Consider the following 24,282-nt stretch of genomic DNA (forward strand, 5'->3'; position numbering starts at 1 on the left):
CCGCGCCTGCGGACCCTGTTGGTCGGGTATGCGCCGCGCCACCTGACATGAGGAAAGTACTATGTTTCATCGCTTATGGACCTTGATTCGTAAAGAGCTGCAATCGCTGCTGCGCGAACCGCAAACGCGCGCCATTTTGATTATGCCGGTTCTGATTCAGGTGCTGCTGTTTCCCTTCGCCGCAACGCTGGAAGTGACCAACGCGACCATCGCCATCTACAACGAAGACAATGGCCGTCACGCGGTAGAACTGACCCAGCGTTTCGCCCGGGCTAAGGCCTTCACTCATGTGATGCTCCTCAAGAGCCCGCAGGAGATCCGCCCGACGATTGATGAACAAAAAGCGCTGTTGCTGATCCGCTTCCCGGCGGACTTCTCGCGCAATCTCGACACCAACCAGCCCGCGCCGCTCCAGCTCTTACTGGACGGACGCAACTCGAACAGCGCGCAAATCGCCGCCAACTACCTCCAGCAGATCGTCAAAAACTATCAGCAGGAGCTGCTGGAAGGGAAAGCGAAGCCGAACAACAGCGAGCTGATCGTGCGCAACTGGTATAACCCGAATCTCGATTACAAGTGGTTTGTGGTTCCATCGCTGATCGCGATGATCACCACCATCGGGGTGATGATCGTCACCTCTCTCTCGGTGGCCCGCGAGCGGGAGCAAGGCACGCTCGATCAGCTGCTGGTTTCGCCGCTGGCCACCTGGCAAATTTTCGTCGGCAAAGCGGTCCCGGCGCTGATTGTCGCCACGCTGCAGGCGAGCATCGTGCTGGCTATTGGCATCTGGGCGTATCAAATCCCCTTCGCCGGTTCGCTGCTGCTGTTTTACTTTACGATGGTCATTTACGGTCTGTCGCTGGTGGGATTTGGTCTGCTGATTTCGTCTTTATGCTCAACCCAGCAGCAGGCTTTCATCGGCGTTTTCGTCTTTATGATGCCGGCGATCCTGCTCTCCGGCTACGTCTCGCCGGTTGAGAATATGCCGCAGTGGCTGCAGGACGTGACATGGATAAACCCGATTCGTCACTTTACTGACATCACCAAGCAGATTTATTTGAAGGATGCGAGTCTGGAGATTGTTTGGGGAAGTTTGTGGCCGCTACTGGTCATAGCGGCCACAACGGGTTCAGCGGCATATGCGATGTTCCGCAGAAAGATCGCCTGATCCCCGTCATCGTTCAGGCTGCCTCGGCGTTGGCTTCCTTACTCACCCCGGTCACATAGCTATCTATGCTCCCGGGGATTCGTCGCGTCGCCGCCTTGATGCAGTCCGAACGCTTTAGGGGATCCTTGCTATCGTTCAGCCTGCCTCGGCGTTGACTTCCTTACTCACCCCGGTCACATAGCTATCTATGCTCCCGGGGATTCGTCGCGTCGCCGCCTTGATGCAGTCCGAACGCTTTAGGGGATCCTTGCTATCGTTCAGCCTGCCTCGGCGTTGGCCTGATTACCCGGTCCGTCCAGGGCCTCGCCCCGTCGGTCCGTTCGCACAGCTATCTGTGCTTCTGGGGATTGGCAGCGTTACCGCCTTGCTGCAACCCGAAGGCTTTCGGGTAACGGTTCTTGTCTTTCGCCAGCAGTGACACCACTGCCGGACCCGCCAGAATCGCCACCCCGGCGACGGCCAGCAGCAGATTGTTATGCAGCACGCGTGACAGCAGCCACAGCACGATAACCGCTACGCCAAAGTACCAGGTGGTGGTGAGTTCCTCAAGGAAATCACCGACATCGCGCCAGCGTGCTTCGTGGTGACGCTGTAAAAACAGCATCGACAGTAACGTAACGCCGTACAGTACGCACAGCCCTAATCCGACGCGAACCAGCGCGCCACTCATCCAACCCATCACCAGTACTGCCACGACCAGTAGATGCAACATAATCTGCCAGCAACTGAGGCCAGTTGCGACGCGTACACGTTGTTGCCACTTCATGGCTTCTCTCCTGAAGGATCTTTATCTGTAACTCAGAGTACCGCACTTTACGGAAAATTCCGGAACACCGCATCTTTTTGTGACACCTACTACACTATTTCATTCAGGAAAGTGACATTGACCGGGGAAATATGTCTGAGCAAACGTGCAGATTTTCGTTAAACGTGCTGACAATTAACATCCATAAAGGCTTTACGACGTTTAATCGACGCTTCATGTTGCCGGCACTGCGCGACGCCATTCGCAGCGTCAGCGCCGACATCGTCTGTCTGCAGGAGGTCACCGGGGCGCATGAGATTCATTCGCTGCAGATCGAAAACTGGCCGGACCGCAGCCATTATGAGTTTCTTGCCGATACCCTGTGGAGCGAATACGCCTATGGACGCAACGCAGTCTACCCGGAAGGCCATCACGGCAACGCCGTACTCTCTCGCTTTCCTATTGAATATAATGAAAATATCGATATCTCCGTTGGCAACAGCGAAAAGCGCGGTCTGCTCTACTGCCGAATCGTTCCGCCGCAAAGCGCGGCGCTACATCTGATTTGTGTGCACCTCGGCCTGAGCGCGCGGCAGCGATCGGCCCAGCTGGCGATGCTCGCCAGGCGGGTCAACGACCTGCCCGCCCAGCAGCCGGTGGTGGTGGCCGGCGATTTTAATGACTGGCGCCAGCAGGCCAACCGGGTGCTAAAGGCGCAGGCCGGGCTGGAGGAGATCTTTACCCGCGCCCATGGCCGCCCGGCGAGAACCTTTCCTGCGCGTCTTCCGCTCCTGCGCCTTGATCGGATCTACGTGAAAAATGCGCATGCCAGCCACCCAACGGCGTTGCCACTTCGACCCTGGCGTCACCTCTCTGATCATGCCCCGCTGAGCGTGGAGATTCATCTATGAAATGCAGCTGGCAGGAAGGAAACCGCATCCAGCTCCTGGAGAACGGCGATAACTACTATCCGGCACTGTTTGCCGCCATCGCCCGCGCGCAGCGGAAAGTGATCCTCGAAACGTTTATCTGGTTTGAAGATGACGTGGGCTGGCAGCTGCACGCCGTGCTGTTAAAAGCCGCACGCCGCGGGATACGGGTCGAAGTGCTGCTCGACGGCTACGGTTCCCCCGACCTGAGTGAGCGTTTCGTGAATGAGCTGAGTGCCGCCGGCGTGATTTTTCGCTACTACGATCCGCGCCCGCGTCTGTTCGGCATGCGAACCAATCTGTTTCGCCGCATGCACCGCAAAATTGTGGTGATCGATGAGACGACGGCCTTCGTCGGGGGCATCAATTACTCCGCCGAGCACATGACCGACTATGGCCCGGAGGCAAAACAGGATTATGCCGTTCAGGTGGAGGGGCCGGTGGTGCAGGATATCCTGCAGTTTGAGCTGGAAAATCTTCCGGCCAGCGAAGAGACGCGCCGCTGGTGGCTCAGGCGTCGCCACCAGCCGGCGATCAACCGCAACCCCGGGGAGGCGCAGGCGCTGTTTGTCTGGCGGGATAATCAAGAACATCGCGATGATATTGAACGCCATTATCTCAAGATGCTGGCTAACGCCCGCCGGGAAGTGATCATTGCCAACGCCTACTTTTTCCCCGGCTACCGGCTGCTGCATGCGATGCGTAACGCCGCCCGCCGCGGCGTGCGGGTTAAGCTGATCGTGCAGGGCGAGCCGGATATTCCTATTGTTAAAGTCGGCGCCCGCCTGCTGTATCGCTATCTGGTCAACGGCGGCGTACAGATTTTTGAGTATCGCCGCCGACCGCTGCACGGCAAAGTTGCTCTCGCCGACGACCATTGGGCCACCGTCGGATCGAGCAATCTTGACCCGCTGAGCCTGTCATTAAATCTGGAAGCTAACCTGATTATCCACGATCGCCAGTTTAATCAGACCTTGCGCGACAACCTTAACGGACTGATCGCCGAGGACTGTAAGCAAGTGGACAAGTCGATGCTGCCAAAGCGCAGCTGGTGGAATGTGGGTACCAGCGTGCTGGCCTTCCACTTTCTCCGTCACTTCCCGGCGTGGATAGGCTGGCTGCCTGCCCATACGCCGCATCTGGCGCGGGTCCGCCCGCCGGTGCAGCCAGAAATTGAAACTCAGGATCGGCTGGATGCGACGAATCAGGAGGTGAAACCCTGATGGCAAAATCACACCCTCGCAGGCGGATGGCGAAAAAGATCTTTACCGTCATTTTCTTCCTCGCCGTAACGGCCCTGCTGGTGGTTTATGCGCAAAAAGTGGACTGGCCGGCGGTGTGGAAGGTGATTCGCCACTATGATCGCACCGCCCTGCTCGGCGCGGTGGGGCTGACGATAGCGAGCTACCTGATTTATGGCTGCTACGATCTGCTGGGGCGCGCATGGTGCGGACATAAACTGGCTAAACGGCAGGTGATGCTGGTGTCGTTTATCTGCTACGCCTTTAATCTGACCCTCAGCACCTGGGTTGGCGGTATCGGTATGCGCTACCGCCTCTATTCGCGCCTCGGTTTGAGCGGCGGGACCATTACCCGTATTTTCTCGTTGAGCATCACCACCAACTGGCTGGGGTTTATTCTGCTGGGCGGCGTGATTTTCACCGCAAATCTGGTGGCGCTACCGGCGCACTGGTATATCAGTCAGGACACGCTGCGGCTCATCGGGGGCGGACTGCTGGCGATGAGCGCGCTTTATCTGTGGGCCTGCGCCTTTGCCCGTCGGCGCCATCTGACGATTAAAGGCCAACGGCTGGTGCTGCCTTCATGGCGGTTCGCTCTGCTGCAGATGGCGCTTTCGGTGGCAAACTGGATGGTGATGGGCGCGATTATCTGGCTGCTGATGGCGCAGCAGGTCGATTATTTCCTCGTCCTGGGCGTGCTGCTGGTCAGCAGTATTGCCGGCGTCATTGTGCATATTCCAGCCGGGATCGGCGTGCTGGAAGCCGTTTTTATCGCCATGCTTTCCGCCGAGTCGATTAGCCGCGGGGCGATTATTGCCGCCCTGCTGGCCTGGCGCGCGCTGTATTACTTTTTGCCGCTGCTTATCGCCACCGTCGGCTATCTGCTGCTGGAGAGTCGGGCGAAAACATTACGCGAAAGGAATCAGCGTAAGCTGGCGGACGGATAGGTGAGATGGCGGGGATAATCGGCGCTCCCCGGGCCAGGTGCAGTCCGGGGAGCAAGGCGTTAACGACGGTTGCCGAAAATACGCAGCAGCATCAGGAACAGGTTGATAAAGTCCAGATACAGCGTCAGCGCGCCAAGAATGGAGTACTTACGCAGCGTGGAGGTGTCTCGCGTATCGATCTGCTCGCCGATGTTTTTCAGTTTCTGCGTGTCATAAGCGGTCAGGCCGACGAACACAATCACCCCGATATAGGTAATCGCCCACATCAGCGCTTCACTCTTCAGCCAGAAGTTGACCAGCGAAGCCAGGACAATACCAATTAAGGCCATAAACAGCATGTTGCCGAAACCGCTGAGATCGCGCTTAGTGGTATAGCCATAAAGGCTCATTATCCCAAACATCCCGCCGCTGACCACAAAGGTACTGGCAATCGACGAATAGGTATAGACGAGGAAGATGCTGGATAGCGTCAGTCCGGTCAGCGCCGAATAGAGCATAAACAGCGTGGTCGCCATCCCAGCGCTCAGGCGCTGCACCATCCCGGAAAGCACGAATACCAGCGCCAGCTGGGCGATAATCAAACCAAAAAAGGTTATTTTGCTGGAAAAGACGAACATCATGACCGCCGGCGTATTGGCGGCAAACCAGGCAATGAATGCCGTCAACAGCAGCCCGACCGTCATCCAGCCGTAAACCTGGGCCATATAGGTTTGCAGGCCACTGCGTGCCTGAATAATGGAATCTGAACGAGGGAATCTGTCCATGACTGTCTCCTGATTAACACGTTTTCTCTTACTAAGCGTACCACACTACCAGCGCTCTGCCGCCTGGCGATCGCTATCGCGTGCATCCACCCAACGTTCGCCTTCCGGTGTCGCTTCCCGCTTCCAGAACGGTGCGCGGGTTTTCAGGTAATCCATAATGAACTCCCCGGCGGCAAAAGCGCTGCTGCGGTGCGCGCTGGTCACGCCAACGAATACAATCTCTTCGCCTGGCCACATTTCGCCGATGCGGTGAATCACCGTCACCCGGCCGAGCGGCCAGCGTTCCCGCGCCAGCTCAACGATTTCCGCCAGCGATTTTTCCGTCATTCCCGGGTAGTGTTCGAGGGTCAGCGCCTTCACGCTATCCCCGAGATTATGATTACGTACTTTTCCGGTAAAAGTGACCACCGCGCCGTCTTCATCGCGCTCGGCCAACCACGGATATTCGTCGCCGACGCAAAAACGATCGTGGCTGACGATAATACGAGTCTGCGTCATTTAACCTCCCGTAACCGGCGGAAAGAACGCCACTTCGTCGCCGGCCACCAGCGGATGGTCAAAGGGGGACAGCGTCTGGTTTACCGCCGCCAGCAGCTTGCCCTCTTCCAGCGCCAGCGCCCAACGTTCGCTGCGGCCGGCGAGCTGACGCCGTACGGTTTCGACCGTCGACTGCGCATCGACCTCAAGGGTCAGGGATTCAGTGCCAACCAGTTCGCGCACCTGGGCAAAAAACAGAACCTTAATCATGAGTCTCGTCCGCCTTGAAATCCCCGGATTTGCCGCCGCTTTTCGCCAGCAGACGCAGCGGACCAATCACCATATCTTTTTGCACCGCTTTGCACATATCGTAAATCGTCAGCGCCGCCACGGAAGCAGCGGTCAGCGCTTCCATCTCCACGCCGGTTTTGCCGGTCAGACGGCACAGCGACTCGATGCGCACCCGGTTGTGTTCCGGCTGGGCCTGCAAATTGACCTCGACTTTACTCAGCATCAGCGGATGACACAGTGGGATCAGCTCCCAGGTGCGTTTTGCCGCCTGGATACCGGCAATGCGGGCGGTGGCGAAGACATCGCCTTTATGGTGACTGCCGTCGATGATCATCGCCAGCGTCTCCGGCCGCATTTCAACATAGGCTTCAGCCCGGGCTTCGCGTACCGTCTCGGCCTTGGCAGAAACGTCTACCATGTGCGCCTCGCCGGCGGCGTTAATATGGGTGAGTTGTGACATCGTTTATTTCTTAAGATGAGAGATAAAGTTACATGGGCGCGTACGGGCATCCAGCTGCGGAGCAATGATATTTTCCCACGCGGTGCGGCAGGCTTTGGTTGAGCCCGGCATGGCAAAAATCAGCGTGCGATTCGCCATGCCGGCAATGGCGCGGGATTGCAGCGTCGATGTGCCGATTTCTTCGAAGGAAAGCATGCGGAAAACTTCACCAAACCCTTCGACTTCACGGTCAAACAGCGGTCGCAGCGCCTCCGGCGCCTGATCCCCGTCGGTAAACCCGGTTCCACCGGTGATGAGCACCACCTGCACATCATCGCTGGCTATCCACGCCGAGACCCGGGCGCGGATGTCATAGCGGTTCTCTTTAACAATCGCCTTATCGACAATACGGTGGCCCGCCTCCTGCGCCGCGTCACGCAGCCAGTGGCCGGAGGTATCATCCTCTTCGCCACGTCGGCTGGAAACGGTGAGAATAGCAATACGGGTCGGGTTAAACTCAGCGCTGGCCTGACTCATCTGTTCGCTCCTTTAGAATGAATTATCCGCCAATATACGACAGGTTTTGCGTAATACCGGTGTTGCCCTGATGCAGGAAATGGGTTTGCTTTTTATGGGTTAATGCTTCGGAGATGCGCGCTTCCAGCGCCGCCTGCTGCTGGTCCTCGACAAGCAGGTCGCGCAGATCCACGCCGCCGTCGCCGAACAGACACAGATGCAGCTTGCCTACGGAGGAGACGCGGAGACGGTTGCAGCTGGCGCAGAAATCTTTCTCGTACGGCATGATTAAGCCAATTTCCCCGGCGTAATCCGGGTGACAAAAGACCTGGGCCGGGCCGTCGCTGCGTTGGCTGATTTGGTGAATCCAGCCGCGACGCAGCAGCTCATCGCGCAGCACCATGCCGGAAATATGGTGACGTCGGAACAGATCGCTGCCCTCGCCGGTCTCCATCAGCTCGATGAAGCGCAGCTGAATGCGTCGGGGTTGGATCCACGCGAGGAAGGTGTCGAGCTGATGATGGTTCACATCGCGCATCAGCACGGTATTGACCTTGACCTTCTCAAAACCGGCGGCAAAGGCGGCATCAATGCCGTCCATGACCTGGTGAAATTTATCCTGCCCGGTAATGGCGTGAAACTGGCGCGCGTCGAGGCTGTCAACGCTGACGTTAATCGCCGTCAGCCCGGCATCACGCCACCGGCTGACGTCGCGCGCCAGACGATAGCCATTGGTGGTGACCGCAATCTGGCGAATCGCGCTGTTTTCACGTACAGTGGCGATGATATCGGCAAAGTCGCGGCGCAAAGAGGGTTCGCCGCCGGTCAGCCGCACCTTCTCGGTGCCGAGCGCAGAGAAAGCGCGCGTGACGCGACGTACTTCATCAACGCTGAGAAAGCCTTTGTTGGTGACCGCGCCGGGTTTGTAACCATCCGGCAGGCAGTAGGTGCAACGAAAGTTACACACATCGGTAATTGACAGGCGCAAGTAATAAAACTTACGCGCAAATGCATCGGTAAGCTGTGAAGCCATATACACCTTTCCAAGTACGGGAGACGCGGTCATTTCTTCCCACGCCCTGGTGACAAGCGAGGCTGTCACGGCCAAAGCACCATATCTTGCGACACAGGCACAGAGGCTAGAGTGTTAACTGGTTTATGCCGATAGTAGCGCGGAAACGGCAGTTTCGCCATTCTCACTTTCGTTATATAATTATGTATATATCGACACGATCGTGCATTTTCGATACAGAATAGCTAAAAACCAGGCTTTTGCATTGATATCGGTCATTTTGTCAGGATCCGGGCATCGTCTTTTAGGGGTAGATCGGTTACTGTGAGCCCGTTTAATTGAGATAAGGAATGTGTATGCGCACTCGTACGTTCGCCGATCTGGATCGCGTCGTGGCACTTGGCGGAGGGCACGGTCTGGGCCGGGTGATGTCATCACTCTCATCGCTCGGATCACGTCTTACCGGGATCGTCACGACTACCGATAACGGCGGCTCCACGGGGCGGATTCGCCGTTCCGAAGGCGGCATTGCCTGGGGCGATATGCGCAACTGTCTTAACCAGCTGATCGCTGAACCCAGCATTGCTTCGGCGATGTTTGAGTACCGTTTCTCCGGTAATGGCGAACTTTCCGGGCATAACCTCGGAAATCTGATGTTAAAGGCCCTGGATCACCTGAGCGTGCGGCCTTTAGAGGCGATCAATTTAATCAGAAATCTGCTAAAAGTGGACGCATTCCTGATCCCGATGTCGGAACAACCGGTAGATCTGATGGCCATTGACCATGAAGGCCATGAAGTCTACGGCGAAGTCAATATCGACCAGCTGCCCCGCGTGCCGAAGGAACTGATGCTCTCCCCGCCGGTGCCGGCGACCCGCGAAGCGGTAGAGGCTATCGCAGAAGCCGATTTAATCCTGATTGGCCCCGGAAGTTTCTATACCAGCCTGCTGCCGATTCTGCTGCTCGATGAGATGGCGCAGGCGCTGCGCCGAACGCCGGCGACAATGGTTTTTATCGACAATCTCGGCAAAGAACACAGCCCAGCGGCGAATCTGACGCTGGCGGACAGGGTCGGGATTATGGAGCACTATATTGGCAAGCGGGTGATCGATGCCATCGTTGTTGGGCCGAAAACCGATACGACCGGTCTGGAAAACCGGGCGATCGTGCAGACGCCGCTGGATGCCGCGGATGTTCCCTATCGCCACGACCGGGTGCTGTTACGTAACGCGCTGGAAAAAGCGATCCAGACCTTAGGTTAACCCGCTGGAGGCGAGAAGGCGCGGGTAACGACGCGCCAGACCTTTATATTAAAATATTAAGGTTGTCTTAAAATAAAGGTGGCACCATGGCAACTATCTTAGTCCCAGGATTGTTGCTATGTCGTTATTCACTTTACGTCGGCCGGTCATGAGCCGTACGGTTTATCTGATTATTTTTGCCCTCTATGTCGGGCTGCTGCTCAATCTCGCGTTCTATCGTCAGGTGTTCACTCTGCTGCCGGTAAACAGCCTGCACAACTGGCTGGTGTTCCTCAGCATGCCGGTGGTTGCCTTCAGCGTGATGAATATTCTCACCACGCTCGCCTCCTTCCTCAAGCTCGACCGCCTCGTTATTAGCCTGTTTATTCTGCTGAGCGCCTCGGCCCAGTATTTTATCTGGACCTTCGGCGTCGTCATTGACCGCGCCATGATTACCAACATTCTGGATACCACGCCGGCGGAAAGCTTCGCCCTGATGTCCGGTAAGATGGTGCTGACGCTGGGACTGTCCGGTGTTCTGATGGTCGCCCTCGCCTGGTGGATAAAAATCAGTAAAGCCAAAACAGTGTGGCGCAGCATCGCGGTACGTCTGCTGAATATCCTCGTATCGGCCCTGCTGATCGTTCTGGTCGCTGCGCTGTTTTATAAAGATTACGCCTCGGTCTTTCGCAACAATAAAGAGCTGGTGAAATCCCTGAGTCCCTCCAATAGCATCGTTGCCATCAACTCGTGGTATGCGCACAACAAGATGGACAACCTGCCGCTGGTAAACATTGGCGAAGATGCCGTGCAAAAACCCGAAATGCACAGCGGCCCGCGCAAAAACCTGACCATTCTGGTGCTGGGAGAGACGTCGCGCGCGCAGAATTTCTCACTGGGCGGCTACGAACGCGAGACCAACCCGCGACTCAAACAAGACGATGTCATCTACTTTGCGAATACCACCTCCTGCGGCACGGCGACCGCGGTGTCGGTACCCTGCATGTTCTCCAATATGCCGCGGGCGCATTACGATGAAGAGCTGGCCCACCATCAGGAAGGCGTTCTCGACATCCTGCAACGCGCTGGCATTCGGGTGCTGTGGAACGACAACGACGGCGGCTGTAAGGGCGCCTGCGATCGCGTCCCGCATCAGAACGTGACCGACCTGAACCTGACCGGCCAGTGCATCGATGGCGAATGTTACGATGAAGTGTTGTTCCATAATCTGGAGAGCTACATCGATAATCTGCAGCAGGACGGGATTATCGTGCTGCACACCATCGGTAGCCACGGTCCGACGTATTACAATCGCTACCCTGCTGAATTCAAAAAATTCACCCCAACCTGCGATACCAACGAAATCCAGAGCTGCACCCAGCAGCAGCTGACGAATACCTACGATAATACAATTCTGTATATCGACTATATAGTTGATAAAGCGATAAAATTATTGCAGTCAAAGCAGGATAAATTCACCACCAGCCTCGTTTACCTCTCCGATCACGGTGAGTCGCTGGGGGAAAATGGCGTCTATTTACACGGCCTGCCGTGGTCAATCGCCCCGGAAACGCAAAAACATGTGCCGATGCTGCTCTGGTTGTCCGAGGATTACCAACAGCGCTATGGCGTTTCCAGCCAGTGTCTGCAACAAAGAGCTAAAACAGACCCTTATTCTCAGGATAATCTGTTTTCTACCCTGCTCGGACTCCTTGGGGTCGATACCCACGAGTACCAGGCAATCGATGATATTTTAACGCCGTGCAGAAGCGAGACCGCCAGATGAAAATCTTAGTCATTGAAGACGACGCACTCCTGTTACAAGGCCTGATCCTGGCAATGCAAAGCGAGGGATACGTCTGTGATGGCGTCGCCACTGCTCACGAGGCCGCCCTGTCCCTCGCCAGCAACCATTACAGCCTGATCGTACTCGATCTCGGCCTGCCGGATGAAGATGGCCTGCACTTCCTGATGCGCATGCGTCGGGAAAAATTCAGCCAGCCGGTGCTGATCCTGACCGCCCGCGATACCGTTGAAGATCGCATCAGCGGTCTCGACACCGGCGCGGATGACTATCTGGTGAAACCTTTCGCCCTGGAAGAGCTGAACGCCCGCATCCGCGCGCTGCTCCGCCGCCATAATAACCAGGGCGACAACGAAATGGCCGTGGGCAACCTGCGGCTGAACATGACTCGTCGCCTGGTGTGGCTGGGCGGCGAGGCGCTGGACCTGACGCCGAAAGAGTACGCCCTGCTCTCTCGCCTGATGATGAAAGCGGGTAGCCCGGTACACCGTGAAATTCTCTACAACGATATCTACAGCTGGGACAATGAACCCGCCACCAATACGCTGGAGGTTCATATCCATAACCTGCGCGAAAAAGTGGGTAAAGCCCGTATTCGTACCGTCAGGGGGTTTGGCTATATGCTGGTGAACAATTCAGGAACGGAATAACGCCATGGCACTGTTCGCAAGTGAAACCTGGACCATGCGTCACCGTCTGCTGCTGACGATCGGCACTATTCTGGTGGTCTGTCAGCTGATCAGCGTTTTCTGGTTATGGCACGAAAGCAAAGAGCAGATTCAGCTGCTGGTGGCGAGCGCCATCGAAGGGCATAACAACCAAAAGCACGTTGAACACGAAGTGCGCGAGGCGGTCGCGAGTCTGTTAATACCCAGCCTGCTGATCGTCGGTCTGGCGCTGTATATCAGTCTGGTGGCGGTGAGAAAAATCACCCGACCGCTGTCGAATCTGCAAACTGAGCTGGAGAGCCGTACGCCGGATAACCTGCAGCCGATTACGCTGACGGAGTCGGTTCCGGAAGTGACGGCGGTGACGACAGCGATTAACCAGCTGGTTTCTCGCCTTAACTTAACCCTCGATCGCGAACGCCTGTTCACCGCTGACGTCGCGCACGAGCTGCGTACCCCGCTGGCGGGACTGCGTCTGCATCTCGAACTGATGGCGAAAGTGCACCACGTGGAGGTGGGTCAGCTGATCCAGCGTCTGGATCAGATGACCAACAGCATCTCACAGCTGCTGCAGCTGGCGCGCGTCGGGCAGTCATTTTCCGCCGGGAGCTACCAGCGCGTGCTGCTGAAAGAGGATGTGGTCGAACCGATTCGCGGTGAGCTGGAGAGCATGCTGGAACAGCGCCAGCAGACGCTGGCGCTCGCCCTCCCCGAGGGGGATGATGCCAAAGATGTTGTTGTCTCCGGTGATGCCACGCTGCTGCGCGTTGTGCTGCGCAATCTGGTGGAGAATGCGCATCGCTATAGCCCGGCAGGGTCGAAGATAAAAATCGCCATACAGGCCGGTACAACGCCGGTTATGGCCGTGGAAGATGAAGGTCCGGGGATTGATGAAGCGAAAAGCGGCGAGCTGAGTAAAGCATTTGTCCGTATGGACAGCCGCTACGGGGGAATTGGCCTGGGATTAAGTATTGTGACGCGCATCGTTCAGCTGCACGATGCCCAGTTTTTCTTACATAACCGCCAGCCTGGCCCCGGCGTTCGAGGCTGGATTCAGTTTCCTAAGCCTTCGCGTTAGAACGTCAGCACCCACTGATGGACAAAAGCGACAACCACAACAAACGCACAGGTAAGGGCCAGAGACTCACGGAAGGTTAATTTTTGCATGACACTATCCTCATCAGAATGAGGATAGTGTCGCCTGGCAAGATTAAGCAGACATTAAGCCAGCCAGAAAACGCCGCGGAATAGCAAAAAATCGGCGTCCCGTCACACTGCCTGGCCCCACGCGCAGCGCATCGCGTCCTGCGGGATCAGGACGCCGCAATAAACAGCTCGCGGAGCTGATGCAGCTGGTCACGAATTTGCGCGGCTTCTTCGAACTCCAGATTCTGCGCATGTTGCATCATCTGCCCTTCCAGCTCGTGAATTCTCTGCTGCAGCGCTTTTGGCGTCAGCAGCACCTCAGGCGTATCCGCCTCAACCGGCGAACGTGATTTTCCGCGGCCCTTGGCTTTCGTCTTCGCCAGATTGCTGCCCAGCTGCAGAATATCGACCACTTTTTTATTCAGCCCCTGCGGGGTGATACCGTGCTCTTCGTTATAGCGCTGCTGCTTCTCACGGCGACGCTCGGTCTCGCTGATGGCTTTGGCCATCGAAGCGGTAATTTTATCGCCATACAGAATCGCTTTACCGTTGATATTACGCGCGGCGCGACCGATGGTCTGAATCAGCGAGCGTTCCGAACGCAGGAAGCCCTCTTTATCGGCATCCAGAATTGCCACCAGCGACACTTCCGGCATATCCAGTCCCTCACGCAGCAGGTTGATACCCACCAGAACATCGAACTCGCCCAGCCGCAGGTCGCGGATGATCTCCATACGCTCCACGGTATCGATATCGGAGTGCAGGTAGCGCACGCGCTCGCCGTGCTCTTCGAGATACTCCGTTAAATCTTCCGCCATCCGTTTGGTCAAAGTGGTGACCAGCACGCGCTCGTTGATGGCGACGCGGATGCGAATCTCCGACAGCAGGTCATCGACCTGAGTCGCCACCGGTCGCACTTCAATCAGCGGGTCAAGCAGCCCGGTCGGACGTACCACCTGATCGACCACCTCATCGCCAGATTTATCCAGCTCATAAGGCCCCGGCGTCGCCGAGACGTAAATGGTCTGCGGCGCCAGCGCCTCAAACTCTTCGAACTTCAGCGGACGGTTATCCAGCGCCGACGGCAGACGGAAGCCGTACTCCACCAGCGTCTCTTTGCGCGCCCGATCGCCGCGGTACATGCCGCCGATTTGCGGAATAGTGACGTGGGATTCGTCAATCACCAGCAAACCGTCTGCCGGCAGGTAATCAAACAACGTCGGCGGCGGTTCGCCCGGCCCGCGCCCGGAAAGATAGCGCGAGTAGTTTTCGATGCCCGAGCAGTAGCCCAGCTCGTTCATCATTTCGAGGTCGAACTGGGTACGCTGGCTCAGGCGCTGCTCTTCCAGCAGCTTGTTGTTTTCCAGCAGCACTTTACGCCGCTCCGCCAGCTCGACTTTTATCTCTTCCATCGCCTGAACGATTCGCTCGCGTGGCGTCACGTAGTGCGTTTTCGGGTAGATGGTATAGCGTGGAATCGTCGATTCCACCTGACCGGTGAGCGGATCGAACAGCGACAGCCGCTCAACCTCTTCATCGAACAGCTCGATACGCAGCGCAATATCGTCGGATTCCGCCGGGAAGACGTCGATCACTTCGCCGCGCACGCGGAAGGTGCCGCGCTGGAAGGCCTGATCGTTACGGGTATACTGCAGCTCCGCCAGGCGGCGTAAAATCGCCCGCTGGTCGATCAGCATGCCGGTGGTCAGGTGCAGCATCATCTTCAGGTAGAGATCCGGGTCGCCCAGACCGTAGATAGCCGATACCGAAGCCACCACCACCACATCGCGCCGCTCAAGCAGCGCTTTGGTCGCCGACAGACGCATCTGCTCGATATGCTCGTTCACCGACGCGTCTTTCTCGATGAAGGTGTCCGAGCTCGGCACGTAGGCTTCAGGCTGATAGTAATCGTAGTAGGAGACGAAATATTCCACCGCATTGTCCGGGAAGAACTCTTTCATTTCGCCGTACAGCTGTGCCGCCAGGGTCTTATTCGGCGCCAGCACCATCGTCGGACGCTGAAGATCGGCGATAACGTTAGCAATGGTGAACGTCTTGCCCGACCCGGTCACCCCCAGCAGCGTTTGGTGCGCCAGGCCATCTTCCAGCCCCTCTTCCAGGCGGCGGATAGCCTCCGGCTGGTCGCCAGAAGGACGGAATGCGGAATGCAGCGTGAACGTTTTACTCATATGTCTGGCCCTGAAGAAGGATGAAGCGCCTGGTGATATACGGCAGGTGTTTAATTCTACCCTTCACGCTCACTTTTGCCAATAAATAATACTGGATATAAAAACAGTATTCTATTATTGTTTGTGCCTGAAATCGCCCGCGCGCGCGTCGTTTTGGGGTAAAAAAAGACCATCCTGCAGAATAATCCGCCAGAGAGTAGGGTTATCCCCAAAAAAATTTATCATTTAACATTTGTCAAGCAAGGTGGTGAATCTTTTGTGGCATCAGGTGACACTTTCCTTACAGCCATTGCTTTTATTCAACTAATTGATATTTAATGATATTAAACAAAAGATGGGTTTCGCGCCAATTCAGCCGCAGGCCGCGTAATCTCTAGCTTACCGCAAGTTCTCTAACTCTAATACACAAGGTTATCCACAGGAATAGTGGATAAGTGTCTGCAGGCCATGCCTTCTGCCACCCCGCAGAAATCGACCGCCGGTGAAAATCGACCGCCTAAAAAAAATTATCGAATTATTTTTGATATTTATCAGCTAAGGGTGCCTGCTTTTTTGTTGCTTTCTGCACCATTTTTCATACCCCTTAGCACCGGGAGAGTGCAACCGCCTCGCTGACTCGCCTTCGCCCCGCCCCGCGGCAGCTGCCCGTACGGGAAAAAACCGAAACATCTTTTTCCTGGCAAGAGATTTGCAGAATCTTCATGTCGCCCGCTATCCCCAAACAGGAGAAAACGTCTATGTTGAGTCTACGCGCAGTCAATCAGTACTACGGAAATCAGCACACGCTATGGAATGTCGACCTTGAACTTCAGCCGGGGGAGTGCACCTGTGTGATGGGACTCCAGGGGATGGGGAAAACCACGCTGGTGAACTGCATTACCGGACATCTTCCGGTCGCCAGCGGCAGTATGACCTGGCATGACATCGGCTCGCCGCCCTGCGATATCACGCCGCTCTCCGCCCATTCCCGCTCGATTATTGGCATCGGCTATGTCCCGCAGGACAGGCGGATCTTTTCTCAGCTGAGCGTGGAGGAGAATCTGCATATTGCGCTGGCCGCCGGAGGGAACCCGGGCGGCGCCGTAAAGGGGGAGATTTACGATTTTTTCCCGGAGCTCTACGCACGACGTCAGCATAAAGCCGCGATGTTGTCAGAAGATGACCAGTACCAGCTGGCGCTGGCGAGAGCGCTGGTTGTCCGGCCGCGTCTGCTGATTCTTGATGAACCTTCGCGTGGCAGCGGACAACACTTCGTGCATAAGCTGGGTGACCTGCTGGTGCGCCTGAACCGCGACATCGGTTTAACGGTGCTGCTGGCGGAACAGCACCTGCCGTTTATTCGCCGGGTGGCGGACCGTTTTTGCCTGCTGCATCGCGGGCGTAACGTGGCGCAAGGCCGCGTTATCCAGCTGGATGAACCGCTGCTGGCACAGTGGATGACGCCCGATCCAGCGCGCTGAGATCCAGATACTGGCCGAGATCCTCACGTCGCGACGCGTCCGCCAGCCATGGGATCTCGCCCAGCAACGGGGCCGCAAGTCGATCGTTGAGGGTCGCCAGATATTCCGCATGGCGTTTACCCGGCGGCTGGATGTCGTTTGCAATCCAGCCCACCAGCGGCAGCCCGGCCTGACGTACCGCCTGGGCCGTCAGCAGCGCGTGGTTGATGCAGCCGAGTTTAATGCCGACCACCAGAATGACCGGCAGCCGTTCGTCGCGTACCCAGTCGGCAAAACTCAGCGTCGCGGATAGCGGCGTAAACCAGCCTCCCGCTCCCTCCACCAGCACCCATTCCGCCAGCGTCTCCAGTTCACGCAGCCCGGCAGAAAGCGCATCGCCGGTAATCGGCCGCCCCTCTTCCGCGCTCACGATATGCGGTGAGGTCGGTTCGGCAAAGGTAAAGGGGTTGACCTGCGCATAGTTCAGCGCCACACCGCTATTGCGCTGGAGTGCCAGCGCATCATCGTTACGCAGCCCGTGCGCCGTCAACTCACTCCCGGAGGCGACCGGTTTATAGCCCGCGCACTTCAGACCTGACAGCTTCGCCGCCTGCAACAGGGCGCAGCTGGTGACCGTTTTACCGACTTCTGTGTCGGTTCCGGTGACGAAAAAACGTTTAGTCACGTTCAATGACTCCTGTAAAAAGATGGTACGTCAGCGGGCACTGGCCCTGCTGTTTTGGCCAGGCCAGCTGCAGCTGACGCAGTTTTCCCCGGCTCAACGGCGCCGCGCTGCGCCCCTGATGCAAGTGTGTTGCCCCAATCCCTTTGAGCGAACGCATCGCGCTCAGAGCATCGGCAAACGGCAGGCTGACGGCGTGAACCTCGCCAACGGCTCGCCGCCCGGCCAGCGCCTCGCGCACCGCCCGTTCGCTGAGAAAGCGGTTGGCATGGGGATGGGTGTCAATGGCGCGCCAGGCCTGATTCAGCTCGGGAAGCGAATCGGCCAGCAAGGTGGTGAACGCGACCCGACCGCCGGGGCGCACCACCCGGCACAGCTCATCGAGCGCGCCGGACAGACTCTCGCACCACTGAACCGCCAGATTGCTCCACGCCAAATCGACGCAGGCATCGGCCAGCGGCAGCGACTCAATATCCCCGGCAAGATAACGATGCGCGCACGCGTTGCGCTGGGCCTGCGCCAGCATCTCAACCGAGAGATCGAGCGCCGTCACATGACTGCCGACCTCGCGCCAGTAGCGACTCATGCTGCCGGGGCCGCAGCCGGCGTCGAGGACCGCTGAAAAAGGGCGGCCATGAAGCTGACGCAGCAGCAGTTCAGCGCTGTAACGCTGCAGCGCGTCATGTTGCGAATAGTGGGTGGCCGCCCGGCCAAAGGCCGCAGCCACCGCCCGTTTATTCACCGCCGCCATGCAGCACCTCCAGCAGACGGGTAATATCAGTCGGCTCATGGGCCGCGGTCAGCGTCAGGCGCAGCCGCGCGCTGCCTGCCGGCACCGTCGGCGGACGAATGGCCGTCGCCCAGCAGCCCTGCTCACGCAGGCGCGCCGCCAGCTGCAACGCCCGCGTATTGTCACCCACGATCAGCGGCTGAATCGCGCTGGTCGAGGCGCTCAGCTCCCCCGGAAAATCCGCCATACCGTCGCGAAATTGCACCACGCGGCTGGCCAGTTGTTCCCGCCGCTGCCGGCCATCATCGCTGCGGATCACCGCCAGCGCGGCGCTCAGCGCAACCGCCTGGGCCGGCGGCATGGCGGTGCTGTAAATCAGATGTCGGGCAAACTGCAGCAGATAGTCCGCCAGCGCCTCGTCGCACAGGATCGCCGCGCCGCTGACGCCAAAGGCTTTACCGAAGGTCACGACCAGCAGTTCCGGGCGGACGTTTTGCGCGTGACAGCTGCCGCGCCCTTCATCGCCCACGACGCCAATACCATGCGCATCGTCCACCAGCAGCCAGCCGCCGGCCGCCCGGGTCGTTGGGGCAATATCGCGAAGCGGTGCACTATCGCCATCCATGCTGAACACCCCTTCCGTCACCACCAGCTGTTGCCCCGCCAGCGGCTTGCCGAGAAGTTCACTCAACTGCTGCACGTCGTTGTGCGCAAAGCGTCTGAGCTGCGCCGGGCTCAGGCTGGCCGCTTCGAGTAAAGAGGCGTGGCTCAGGCGATCCGCAACGATGCGATCGTCCCTGGCGAGCAGCGCGGTAATCAGCGCCTGGTTGGCGGCAAACCCGGAAATAAACAGCAGCGCGCGCGGATATCCCAGCCAGTCCGCCAGGCTCTCTTCCAGTTCACGATGCGCCTCGCTGTAACCGCTGACGTGGCCGGAGCCGCCGGAACCCACGCCATAACGCGCCGCCCCCTGCTGCCAGGCGGCGATAATCTGCGGATGCTGGCTCAGTCCGAGATAATCATTGCTGGAGAAATTCAGCCAGCGCCGATCTTCACGGATAAGCCAACGCCCGGCACCCTGCGCCACCGGCTGGCGGCGACGGAATGCATCCGCCTGCCGCCGCTCGCTCAGCGCCTGGTCGATGCGTTGCTGCCAGCTCATAGCACCGCCGCGTTGTAGTATTCCTCGGTATCGGGGTTATTCAGCGCATGTTCCAGACGCTGCTGTTGCTCGTTATCGCCTTCCAGCACCGCCGTCTGCTGCGGGTTAAGCCCCAGTTTGCGGAACAGCTGCAGGTCTTTGTCCTCTTCCGGGTTCGGCGTGGTCAGCAGCTTGCAGCCGTAGAAAATCGAGTTCGCCCCGGCCATAAAGCACATCGCCTGGGTCTGTTCGTTCATCTGCTCGCGGCCGGCGGAAAGACGCACGTACGAGGTCGGCATCATGATGCGCGCCACCGCAATGGTGCGGATAAAATCGAAAGCATCGACATCGTCGTTATCGGCCAGCGGCGTGCCCTTCACCTTAACCAGCATGTTGATCGGCACGCTTTCCGGCGGCGTTGGCAAATTAGCCAGCTGTAACAGCAGGCCGGCGCGATCTTTCTCGGTTTCGCCTAAGCCGACGATCCCGCCGGAACACACCTTAATCCCGGCGTCACGCACTTTGTCGAGGGTGTCCAGGCGCTCCTGATAGGTGCGGGTGGTAATGATGTTGCCGTAAAATTCCGGCGAGGTATCGAGGTTGTGATTGTAGTAGTCCAGCCCGGCTCCCGCGAGGCGCTGCGCCTGGGTGTCGGTCAAGGTGCCGAGCGTCATGCAGGATTCGAGCCCCAACGCTTTGACGCCTTTGACCATTTGCTCCAGATACGGCATATCGCGATCGTTGGGGTTCTTCCAGGCGGCCCCCATGCAGAAGCGCGTTGATCCGGCATTTTTTGCCTGGCGCGCGGACTCCAGCACCTGCTCAACTTCCATCAGACGCTCCGATTCGAGACCGGTTTTGTAGCGCGCGCTTTGCGGGCAATATTTACAATCTTCCGGACAGGCGCCGGTTTTGATCGACAGCAGCGTGCTGACCTGGACCTGACGCGGATCGAAGTGCTGGCGATGGGTCTGCTGCGCTTCAAACAGCAGATCTAACAATGGTTTATTAAACAACTCAGTAACTTGCGACATTGTCCAGCGTGCGTGGTGAGCCATTGGCCTCTCCAAAGGGTTTTGTTAATTGTCGGTTCGGTTTATACTCGTAAACCTAAATGTTTTCAAAATGGTTTACAAGTCACTTATGACAACGGACGATCTCGCCTTCGATCGGCGCCACATTTGGCACCCCTACACCTCCATGACTTCTCCTCTGCCGGTCTATCCGGTGGTTTCCGCCCACGGCTGCGAGCTGTCCCTCGCCGGCGGAGAGCAGCTGATTGACGGAATGTCATCCTGGTGGGCGGCAATCCACGGCTACAATCACCCTCGTTTAAACGCCGCGATGAAAGCGCAGATTGACCAGATGTCGCACGTGATGTTTGGCGGTATCACCCACCCTTCGGCGGTGGCGCTGTGCCGCCAGCTGGTGGCGATGACTCCGGAGTCGCTGGAGTGCGTATTCCTCGCCGACTCCGGCTCGGTCGCGGTGGAAGTGGCCATGAAGATGGCCCTGCAGTACTGGCAGGCAAAAGGCGCAGCGCGGCGGCGCTTTCTCACCTTCCGCAACGGCTACCACGGCGATACCTTTGGCGCGATGTCGGTCTGCGATCCGGATAACTCCATGCACAGTTTGTGGCAGGGCTATTTGCCGGATAACCTGTTCGCCCCGGCGCCGCAAAGCCGCTTTGGCGGCGAGTGGGATGAACGGGATATGGTGCCGTTTGCCCGCCTGATGGCGGCCCATCGGGATGAGATCGCGGCGGTCATTCTCGAACCGGTCGTACAGGGTGCCGGCGGCATGAGGATGTATCATCCTGAGTGGCTGAAGCGCATCCGCAAGATGTGCGATCGTGAGGGCATTCTGCTGATTGCCGATGAGATTGCCACCGGATTTGGCCGGACCGGCAAGCTGTTTGCCTGCGAACACGCGGATATCGCCCCGGATATTCTGTGTCTCGGCAAAGCGCTGACCGGCGGAACCATGACGCTGTCGGCTACCCTCACCACCCGTTCGGTGGCAGAGACCATCAGCGACGGCGAAGCCGGCTGCTTTATGCACGGCCCGACCTTTATGGGCAATCCGCTGGCCTGCGCGGTGGCGACAGAAAGTTTGCGTCTGCTGGAAAGCGGCGAATGGCAAGGCCAGGTCGCCGCGATTGAAGCGCAGCTTAATGTCGAGCTGGCTCCGGCACGGGAATCCCCGCTGGTCGCCGATGTCCGCGTGCTGGGCGCCATCGGCGTGGTGGAAACTTGCCGCCCGGTCAATATGGCCGCGCTGCAGCGCTTCTTCGTCGAACAAGGCGTATGGATTCGCCCGTTCGGCCGCCTGATTTACCTGATGCCGCCGTACGTGATTACCCCGCGGCAGCTGACGCGCCTGACCCAGGCGGTTAACGCGGCGGTGCTCAACGAAACATTTTTTCGCGAATAAGTAGCAGAAACTGGCCGTCAACAGGACTACACTTCTTTGTTAATCAGTTGATTATCCCAGAGGAGACGAGACGGCATGAACCTAATCAGTCACGATCTGCAGGATGGCGGGAAATTGCCCCACCGCCATGTATTTAACGGCATGGGCTACGATGGCGATAATATCTCGCCGCATCTGGCGTGGGACAAGGTGCCTGACGGAACTAAAAGCTTTGTGGTGACCTGTTACGATCCCGATGCGCCCACCGGCTCCGGCTGGTGGCACTGGCTGGTCGCCAATCTACCGGCGGAAACGCGCGAACTACCGCAGGGAGCCGGCTCCGGTCTGGCCCCGCTGCCGGCCAGCGCAATCCAGACCCGCACCGATTTCGGCCTCCCCGGCTACGGCGGCGCGGCGCCGCCAAAAGGGGAAAGCCATCGCTACATCTTTACGGTGCATGCGCTGGATGTCGAGAAGATCGAGGTCGATGAAGGGGCAAGCGGTGCGATGGTAGGCTTTAACGTCCATTTTCATTCGTTGGGCAGCGCATCCATCACCGCCCTGTTTATCTGACTTTCTCCCGTCAGTCCCTCCCCGGATAGCGGCTTACGCCTTATCCGGGCGACCGGACAACCCCTTTGTGGCCCGGTAAACCTGGCCCGGGGCGCGAATTACGCCACCCGGGATACCTGACAGCCCCTTTGTAGCCCCGGTAAGCGCAGCGCCACCGGGGGAGCCTCCAGGGGCGCGAATTACGCCCACCCGCGATACCTGACAACCCCTTGTAGCCCCGGTAAGCGCAGCGCCACCGGGGACTCATTCAGCTCGAAGATGACTGCTCAGCCACCGGCATCCGCACGGTTTTTTTGACTTTCGCATACCAGATAATCGTCAGCAGCCCAAGCCAGACCAGACCGGCGATCAGCGCAATCCGCGTCTCCTCCACCATCCCGAGCACCGCAATCACCAGTCCCATAAACAGCAGGGTCAGCAGCGGCGCAACCGGCCAGAACGGCACCGGGAACGCAATCTGGCGACGTTCTTCTGCCGACAAACCGCGACGCATGGCGAAATGAGCCAGCAGGATCATCAGCCAGACCCATACCGTTGCAAATGCCGCCAGGGAGGCAATCAGCACAAAGACCTGTTCCGGCATCAGATAGTTCAGCACTACCGCCACCAGCAGCGCCACGCCCATCACCACTACCGTCATCCACGGCACGCCGTTGCTGGCGATTCGCTGGAAGCTTTTCGGCGCCATCCCCTCTTTTGCCATGCCGTACATCATGCGACCGGCGCCAAAAATATCGCTATTGATGGCTGAAATACTGGCGCTGATCACGATGATATTGAGGATTGTCGCCGCCGCCGGAATCCCCAGGCCGCTAAAAATAAGCACGAACGGGCTGCCCTGCTCGCCAAAGCTGTTCCACGGGAAAATGGCCATCAGGATCGCCAGCGTGCAGACATAGAACAGCACGATACGCAGCGGGATGGTATTAATTGCCTGCGGAATCACTTTCTTCGGGTTCTGCGCTTCCGCCGCGGTCACGCCGATAATTTCGACGCCGCCAAAGGCAAACATCACAATACCCAGCGACGCAACAATTCCCTGCCAGCCGTTCGGCGCGAACCCGCCGTGGCTCCACAGGTTTTCCAGCCCCGTCGCCGGGAAGGCATGACCAAAGCCGAAGAAAATAATGCTGCCGCCGGCGACGATCATCGCAATAATCGCCACCACTTTAATCAGCGACAGCCAGAACTCCATCTCGCCGAAAATGCGCACGTGGCACAAGTTCATCGCGCCGATGAAGAAGATAATACTCAGTACCCAAATCCAGCGCGGCACATCCGGGTACCAGAGCCCCATATAGATACCAAACGCGGTGACATCCGCCAGGGCGACAATCACCATCTCAAAGGTATAGGTCCAGCCGGTAATAAACCCGGCCAGCGGCCCGAGATACTGGCGGGCATAGCTGCCGAAGGAGCCGGAAACGGGGTTGCGTACCGCCATTTCGCCCAGCGCACGCATGACGATAAATACCGCCGCGCCGCCGATCAGATAGGCCAGCAGAACCGCCGGTCCCGCGGCCTTAATGGCGGCGGCAGAACCATAAAACAGCCCGGTACCAATGGCGGAACCGAGCGCGATGAAGCGAATATGTCGGGCATTCAGCCCGCGCAGCAGGTGGGGCTTTTGTGGCGATTGTGGTTGTTGTTGCATATGCAAGTGTCCTGATAATTTTTGTATGACGACAAATATGCGTGTAGGACGGCCGGGGGGAGCTTATCCCCCCG

24 protein-coding genes and 1 riboswitch are annotated in these 24,282 nt (G+C 58.1%); of the genes, 11 read left to right on the top strand and 13 right to left on the bottom strand.

The features are described from left to right. Positions 1 to 61: 61 nt before the first annotated feature. Positions 62 to 1,168, top strand: coding sequence for an ABC transporter permease (locus AC236I_RS16970; protein WP_004859781.1), 1,107 nt, complete (start codon positions 62 to 64; stop codon positions 1,166 to 1,168). Positions 1,169 to 1,496: 328 nt separating this feature from the next. Here AC236I_RS16970 and AC236I_RS16975 read toward each other — a convergent pair whose 3' ends face one another. Next, entirely contained in the window at positions 1,497 to 1,934 is a 438-nt protein-coding gene (locus AC236I_RS16975) for a YbhQ family protein (protein ID WP_015584848.1), read from the bottom strand. Positions 1,935 to 2,065: 131 nt separating this feature from the next. Between AC236I_RS16975 and AC236I_RS16980 the strand changes: the two genes are divergently transcribed. The 3 genes from AC236I_RS16980 to AC236I_RS16990 are packed head-to-tail and all read left to right on the top strand — an operon-like array spanning position 2,066 to position 5,030. Beyond that, a complete protein-coding gene (locus AC236I_RS16980) occupies positions 2,066 to 2,824 on the top strand; it encodes an endonuclease/exonuclease/phosphatase family protein (RefSeq protein ID WP_004859779.1) in 759 nt (252 codons plus the stop codon). Continuing rightward, positions 2,821 to 4,065 carry a cardiolipin synthase ClsB gene (clsB, locus tag AC236I_RS16985; RefSeq protein ID WP_004859778.1) on the top strand — a complete coding sequence of 415 codons (1,245 nt, stop codon included), beginning with the start codon at positions 2,821 to 2,823 and terminating at the stop codon, positions 4,063 to 4,065. Before AC236I_RS16980 ends, clsB begins: the two co-directional genes overlap by 4 nt. After that, positions 4,065 to 5,030, top strand: a complete 966-nt coding sequence (locus tag AC236I_RS16990; protein WP_004859777.1) for a lysylphosphatidylglycerol synthase domain-containing protein — start codon at positions 4,065 to 4,067, stop codon at positions 5,028 to 5,030. The genes clsB and AC236I_RS16990 overlap by 1 nt, the downstream gene beginning before the upstream one ends. A gap of 59 nt (positions 5,031 to 5,089) precedes the next feature. Here AC236I_RS16990 and AC236I_RS16995 read toward each other — a convergent pair whose 3' ends face one another. The 6 genes from AC236I_RS16995 to moaA form a co-directional block, all read right to left on the bottom strand. After that, positions 5,090 to 5,794: a Bax inhibitor-1/YccA family protein gene (locus AC236I_RS16995; protein WP_004859776.1), complete on the bottom strand. Its 705-nt coding sequence runs from the start codon at positions 5,792 to 5,794 to the stop codon at positions 5,090 to 5,092. Between the two features lie 45 nt (positions 5,795 to 5,839). After that, positions 5,840 to 6,292 carry a molybdopterin synthase catalytic subunit MoaE gene (gene moaE / locus AC236I_RS17000; RefSeq protein WP_004859775.1) on the bottom strand — a complete coding sequence of 151 codons (453 nt, stop codon included), beginning with the start codon at positions 6,290 to 6,292 and terminating at the stop codon, positions 5,840 to 5,842. Continuing rightward, positions 6,293 to 6,541 (bottom strand): molybdopterin synthase sulfur carrier subunit, encoded by a 249-nt coding sequence (gene moaD / locus AC236I_RS17005; protein WP_048024123.1) that lies wholly within the window; start codon positions 6,539 to 6,541, stop codon positions 6,293 to 6,295. It abuts the gene before it with no gap. Then, positions 6,534 to 7,022, bottom strand: a complete 489-nt coding sequence (gene moaC, locus AC236I_RS17010; RefSeq protein WP_015584850.1) for a cyclic pyranopterin monophosphate synthase MoaC — start codon at positions 7,020 to 7,022, stop codon at positions 6,534 to 6,536. Before moaC ends, moaD begins: the two co-directional genes overlap by 8 nt. 3 nt (positions 7,023 to 7,025) lie before the next feature. Then, the gene (gene moaB, locus AC236I_RS17015; protein WP_004859772.1) at positions 7,026 to 7,538 is read right to left on the bottom strand and encodes a molybdenum cofactor biosynthesis protein B; all 513 of its coding nucleotides are present in this window, start codon (positions 7,536 to 7,538) and stop codon (positions 7,026 to 7,028) included. A gap of 22 nt (positions 7,539 to 7,560) precedes the next feature. Next, a complete protein-coding gene (gene moaA, locus AC236I_RS17020; RefSeq protein WP_487608556.1) occupies positions 7,561 to 8,550 on the bottom strand; it encodes a GTP 3',8-cyclase MoaA in 990 nt (329 codons plus the stop codon). Further along, positions 8,538 to 8,676: riboswitch (molybdenum cofactor riboswitch) on the bottom strand. It overlaps the preceding gene by 13 nt. 209 nt (positions 8,677 to 8,885) lie before the next feature. On the opposite strand from moaA, the gene yvcK reads away from it, so the two are divergent. From yvcK to pmrB, 4 genes are all read left to right on the top strand, one after another. Next, positions 8,886 to 9,791: a uridine diphosphate-N-acetylglucosamine-binding protein YvcK gene (gene yvcK, locus AC236I_RS17025; protein WP_004859770.1), complete on the top strand. Its 906-nt coding sequence runs from the start codon at positions 8,886 to 8,888 to the stop codon at positions 9,789 to 9,791. 118 nt (positions 9,792 to 9,909) lie between these two features. Continuing rightward, positions 9,910 to 11,556: a phosphoethanolamine transferase EptA gene (gene eptA, locus AC236I_RS17030; protein WP_487608557.1), complete on the top strand. Its 1,647-nt coding sequence runs from the start codon at positions 9,910 to 9,912 to the stop codon at positions 11,554 to 11,556. Beyond that, a complete protein-coding gene (pmrA, locus tag AC236I_RS17035) occupies positions 11,553 to 12,224 on the top strand; it encodes a two-component system response regulator PmrA (RefSeq protein WP_004859768.1) in 672 nt (223 codons plus the stop codon). The genes eptA and pmrA overlap by 4 nt, the downstream gene beginning before the upstream one ends. Positions 12,225 to 12,228: 4 nt before the next feature. After that, on the top strand, positions 12,229 to 13,320 hold the full coding sequence (gene pmrB / locus AC236I_RS17040) for a two-component system sensor histidine kinase PmrB (RefSeq protein ID WP_004859767.1): 1,092 nt from the start codon (positions 12,229 to 12,231) through the stop codon (positions 13,318 to 13,320). Between the two features lie 235 nt (positions 13,321 to 13,555). On the opposite strand, the gene uvrB is transcribed toward pmrB, so the two are convergent. Continuing rightward, positions 13,556 to 15,577, bottom strand: coding sequence for an excinuclease ABC subunit UvrB (uvrB, locus tag AC236I_RS17045; RefSeq protein WP_004859765.1), 2,022 nt, complete (start codon positions 15,575 to 15,577; stop codon positions 13,556 to 13,558). Positions 15,578 to 16,314: 737 nt separating this feature from the next. Here uvrB and AC236I_RS17050 point away from each other — a divergent pair. After that, positions 16,315 to 17,037, top strand: coding sequence for an ABC transporter ATP-binding protein (locus AC236I_RS17050; protein WP_004859764.1), 723 nt, complete (start codon positions 16,315 to 16,317; stop codon positions 17,035 to 17,037). Here AC236I_RS17050 and bioD read toward each other — a convergent pair. The 4 genes from bioD to bioB are packed head-to-tail and all read right to left on the bottom strand — an operon-like array spanning position 16,979 to position 20,627. Next, positions 16,979 to 17,701 carry a dethiobiotin synthase gene (gene bioD / locus AC236I_RS17055; protein WP_004859763.1) on the bottom strand — a complete coding sequence of 241 codons (723 nt, stop codon included), beginning with the start codon at positions 17,699 to 17,701 and terminating at the stop codon, positions 16,979 to 16,981. The genes AC236I_RS17050 and bioD overlap by 59 nt on opposite strands. Next, positions 17,694 to 18,449, bottom strand: a complete 756-nt coding sequence (gene bioC / locus AC236I_RS17060; RefSeq protein WP_004859762.1) for a malonyl-ACP O-methyltransferase BioC — start codon at positions 18,447 to 18,449, stop codon at positions 17,694 to 17,696. The genes bioD and bioC overlap by 8 nt, the downstream gene beginning before the upstream one ends. Beyond that, positions 18,433 to 19,590 carry an 8-amino-7-oxononanoate synthase gene (gene bioF / locus AC236I_RS17065; RefSeq protein ID WP_487608558.1) on the bottom strand — a complete coding sequence of 386 codons (1,158 nt, stop codon included), beginning with the start codon at positions 19,588 to 19,590 and terminating at the stop codon, positions 18,433 to 18,435. Before bioF ends, bioC begins: the two co-directional genes overlap by 17 nt. Further along, positions 19,587 to 20,627: a biotin synthase BioB gene (gene bioB, locus AC236I_RS17070; protein ID WP_004859760.1), complete on the bottom strand. Its 1,041-nt coding sequence runs from the start codon at positions 20,625 to 20,627 to the stop codon at positions 19,587 to 19,589. The genes bioF and bioB overlap by 4 nt, the downstream gene beginning before the upstream one ends. Positions 20,628 to 20,712: 85 nt before the next feature. Here bioB and bioA point away from each other — a divergent pair, with 85 nt between their 5' ends. Both bioA and AC236I_RS17080 read left to right on the top strand, forming a co-directional pair. Then, positions 20,713 to 22,002, top strand: coding sequence for an adenosylmethionine--8-amino-7-oxononanoate transaminase (bioA, locus tag AC236I_RS17075; protein ID WP_004859759.1), 1,290 nt, complete (start codon positions 20,713 to 20,715; stop codon positions 22,000 to 22,002). A gap of 75 nt (positions 22,003 to 22,077) precedes the next feature. After that, positions 22,078 to 22,554 (top strand): kinase inhibitor, encoded by a 477-nt coding sequence (locus AC236I_RS17080; RefSeq protein WP_075808801.1) that lies wholly within the window; start codon positions 22,078 to 22,080, stop codon positions 22,552 to 22,554. A gap of 247 nt (positions 22,555 to 22,801) precedes the next feature. Here AC236I_RS17080 and AC236I_RS17085 read toward each other — a convergent pair whose 3' ends face one another. Beyond that, positions 22,802 to 24,208, bottom strand: a complete 1,407-nt coding sequence (locus AC236I_RS17085) for an amino acid permease (RefSeq protein WP_004859757.1) — start codon at positions 24,206 to 24,208, stop codon at positions 22,802 to 22,804. Positions 24,209 to 24,282 lie beyond the last annotated feature (74 nt).

The sequence above is a fragment of the Klebsiella sp. Sb-30 genome, assembly GCF_057652795.1.